Annotated in this window: 3 protein-coding genes and 1 pseudogene; 2 read left to right on the top strand and 2 right to left on the bottom strand. The window is 62.8% G+C overall.

The genetic code is table 11. The features are described 5' to 3' along the window. Window positions 1–125 precede the first annotated feature (125 nt). Window positions 126–224 (top strand): annotated as a pseudogene (locus EOA60_RS39170) (amidohydrolase); the annotation flags it as partial. Window positions 225–350: 126 nt separating this feature from the next. On the opposite strand, the gene EOA60_RS23650 reads toward EOA60_RS39170, so the two are convergent. Together EOA60_RS23650 and EOA60_RS23645 are read right to left on the bottom strand one after the other, a co-directional pair. Then, window positions 351–1349 (bottom strand): ABC transporter permease, encoded by a 999-nt coding sequence (locus EOA60_RS23650; protein ID WP_127334915.1) that lies wholly within the window; start codon window positions 1347–1349, stop codon window positions 351–353. Between the two features lie 41 nt (window positions 1350–1390). Further along, on the bottom strand, window positions 1391–2134 hold the full coding sequence (locus tag EOA60_RS23645) for an ATP-binding cassette domain-containing protein (RefSeq protein WP_095802345.1): 744 nt from the start codon (window positions 2132–2134) through the stop codon (window positions 1391–1393). 451 nt (window positions 2135–2585) lie between these two features. Here EOA60_RS23645 and EOA60_RS23640 point away from each other — a divergent pair, with 451 nt between their 5' ends. Further along, window positions 2586–3575 carry a sugar-binding protein gene (locus EOA60_RS23640; RefSeq protein ID WP_066992270.1) on the top strand — a complete coding sequence of 330 codons (990 nt, stop codon included), beginning with the start codon at window positions 2586–2588 and terminating at the stop codon, window positions 3573–3575. The last annotated feature ends 60 nt before the right edge of the window (window positions 3576–3635 follow it).

Genomic DNA, 3635 nt, shown 5'->3' with positions numbered 1-3635 from the left:
ATAGACTTCAGGATCGCCTTTTTCGCGATCGGCCTGATCGGGCTGGTGGCAGCGCTGCGTTTCCTGACCCTGCCGGCCAGTGCGGGTGCAGAGGTCTCAGGCCATACCGGGCGGGACTGAAATGGGCTTGGAAGGCCGGCCTGCGCACGCCCGCGGCGGCACCGAACTTCTACGGCAAACTGTCGGGGCTCGGCACTTTTGTGCATCGCAATGACCCGGAGCTCATCGCCTCTGGCCCCGTCAAGGCGTGGAGGAATGACGGCCGCTCCGCACCGACCAGCTGGGCGGATTTTCAGACTGAGCAGGGGTCTCCCCTTCTCCACAAGAAGGGAGAAGGGAAGGTTTGCTCTCTAATCGCTGCGCCTAAAATTACGGATGCGGTCGAACAGCACCGCCAGGATGATCGCGCCCCCGATGAAAGTGCCTTGCCAAAAGGCGTTGATACCGAGCAGGCCGAGGCTGTTGCGGATGACCTCGATCAGGGCGGCGCCGACGATGGCGCCGAACGCGGTGCCGACGCCGCCGGCGAGGTCGGCGCCGCCGATGACGGTCGCGGCAATCACCTGTAGTTCCATACCGTTGCCGAGATTAGTGGTGACAGCGCCTAGCCAGCCGGTCTGGATGATGCCGGCCAGACCCGCCGAGAGCGCTGAGATCATATAGACCGCGACCTTGATCTGGCGCACCGGAACACCGGTCAGCGTGGCCGCATGCTCATTGCCGCCGATGGCGAAGATATGCCGGCCGAACTTGGTCCAGCGCAGGATGAAGCCGGTGATCAACGCCAAAAGGATCATGTAAAGCACCGGATTGGCGATGCCGAACACCCAGGCGCCGCCGCCCAGCGCCAGAAGCTTGTCGTGGTCCGGCCCGAACTGGAAGACGACGGTGTTGTTGGAGGCGACCATGGCGAGGCTGCGCGCCACCGACAGCATGCCGAGCGTCACCACGAAGGGTGGGAAACCGAGATAGGCGATGAGCACCCCGTTGAAGGCGCCGATGGCTAAAGCGGTGACGATCGAGGCCAGGATGCCGATTTCGATCGAATAGCCGGCATGCATGGTGACGGCCAGCACCATCGAGCACAGGCACAGCACCGAGCCGACCGACAGGTCGACGCCGCCGGTGATGATGACGAAAGTCATGCCGAGCGCCACGATGGCGACGAAGGTGATGTTGCGGGTGATGTTGAAGAGGTTCTTCTGCGTGGCGAAAGCGTCGGTCGCGAAGGACAGGAACAGGCAGGCGAGGATAACCGCGATCACCACCCAGAAGGTCTGGTTGGCAAAGAGCCGTGAGAAGAATGTGTGCTGCTTCTGCGCGATCGTCTGGTCAAGGGTGACTGCCATTATCGACCTTTCCTGAGGCGTTGGACGCCTGATCCACGCGATTACGCAACCTGTTCGATGGCGCCGGTGATCAGCCCGGTGACTTCCTCGGGCGAGCTCGAGGCGATCTTCTTGTCGGCGACTTTCCTGCCGCGCCGCATGACGATGACGCGGTCGGCGACATCGAAGACGTCGGGCATGCGGTGGCTGATCAGCACCACGGCGATGCCCTGGTCACGCAGATGGCGGATCAGGTTCAGCACCTCCGCGACCTGTCTCACCGAGATCGCCGCCGTCGGCTCGTCCATCAGCACGATCTTGGCTTGCGACAGCATGGTGCGGGCGATCGCCACCGCCTGGCGCTGGCCGCCAGACATCTGCTTGACGAGGTCGCGCGGCCGCGTCTCGGATTTCAGTTCGGCAAAGAGCTGGCCGGCGCGCTTATACATCGCGGCATAATCGAGAATGCGGAAGGGGCCGATGCCGCGGCGCAGTTCCCGGCCGAGATAGACATTGGCGGCGGCCGTCAGATTGTTGCAAAGCGCCAGGTCCTGATGGACGATCTCGATGCCGTGCTGGCGGGCCTCGGCCGGCTTGTGCAGGATCAACTCCTTGCCGTCCATATGCATCGTGCCGTGGCTGGGGCGGAAATTGCCGGCGATCATCTTGACCAGCGTCGACTTGCCGGCGCCGTTGTCGCCCATCAGGCCGACGACCTCGCCGGCCTCGAGCTTGAACGAGACGTCGTTCACCGCCTGGATGGCGCCGAAATGCTTCGAGATGTTGGCGAGTTCGAGAACCGACACCAGCCTTAAGCCTCCCCGTTTTCGTCCCTCGACTGCCTTGCCATAATTGCCGGCGCCGCAGGGGCCTCGCGCCTCCAACTCCTCCCGAGCAGGTGCGATAGACTCATTTAGGCAAATGCGGCCATGGGCGTCAATCAATTGTCGGGCGATTAATTTCGAGTCCCGTCGAAAAATCGGTTTTGTAGGACAAATTGGAATTGACGTTGGCAGCGAGCCGTTATTAGCTAGCATTGGAGGAAGAGTTTTTCCGTCGCGAAATCGCTGCTCGGCGTGACGCGATGGGCAAGATTCAGGATCCGGCCGGCGCCCATTCGAGCTGGAACGGATCGGCAAATGCTTGTCGGCCCGGCTTGAGACACGAACTTTCGAGCCTATTCCGCGTGTTGCTTGCATCCGGGCCGATCGGTGTGGCGGGCACGTCGTGTCCGTCTGTTTTCAAGGGAGGACTGATATGAGGAAATCACTTTTGCTCGCCGCCGTCGCCGCCATGGCGCTGGGCGCCGGGCCGGCTTTGGCCAAGAAACAGCTCGTCATTGTCGTAAAGGGCCTCGACAACCCGTTCTTCGAAGCCATCCATCAGGGCTGCGAGAAGTGGAACAAGGAGAACGCGAGCTCCGAGTATGAATGCTTCTACACCGGCCCGGCATCGACCTCGGACGAGGCCGGCGAAGCACAGATCGTGCAGGACATGCTGAGCAAGCCGGACACGGCCGCGATGGCGATCTCGCCGTCCAACGCGCCGCTGATCGCGCAGACGATCAAGAGCGCCAATCCATCGATCCCGATCATGACGGTCGATGCCGATCTCGCCAAGGAAGACGCCGCGCTTCGCAAGACCTATCTCGGCACCGACAACTATCTGATGGGCAAGCGAATCGGCGAATACATCAAGAAGGCCAAGCCGAATGGCGGCACGATCTGCACGATCGAGGGCAATCCGGCCGCCGACAACATCCTGCGCCGCGCGCAGGGCATGCGCGATGCGCTGTCGGGCAAGGAAGGCCTGCCGGCGCTCGCCGGCGAAGGCGGCTGGACGGAAGTGGCGGGTTGCCCGGTGTTCACCAATGACGACGGCGCCAAGGGCGTGCAGGCGATGACCGACATCCTGGCCGCCAATCCGAAGCTCGACGCTTTCGGCATCATGGGCGGCTGGCCGCTGTTCGGCGCTCCGCAGCCCTATCGCGACCTGTTCAAGCCGATGGCCGACAAGATCGCCAAGAACGAGTTCGTCATCGGCGCCGCCGACACGATCGGCGACGAGGTGGCTATCGCCAGGGAGGGCCTTGTGACCGCACTGGTCGGCCAGCGGCCGTTCGAAATGGGCTACAAGGCGCCGTCGGTGATGCTCGACCTCATCCAGGGCAAGAAGGTCGACGATCCGGTCTTCACCGGCCTCGACGAATGCACCAAGGATACGGTCGACACCTGCATCCAGAAGTAGGCTTCGATCCCCGGGGCGCCCTTCGAAGGGCGCCCCTCCACCTTTCGCCAGGACTATGGG

Origin of the sequence: Mesorhizobium sp. M1A.F.Ca.IN.020.06.1.1 (assembly GCF_004023265.1) — a bacterium.
Taxonomy (GTDB): domain Bacteria; phylum Pseudomonadota; class Alphaproteobacteria; order Rhizobiales; family Rhizobiaceae; genus Mesorhizobium.
Note: the sequence above shows the minus strand (reverse complement) of the source record. Positions and strands in the feature narration are given on the sequence as shown.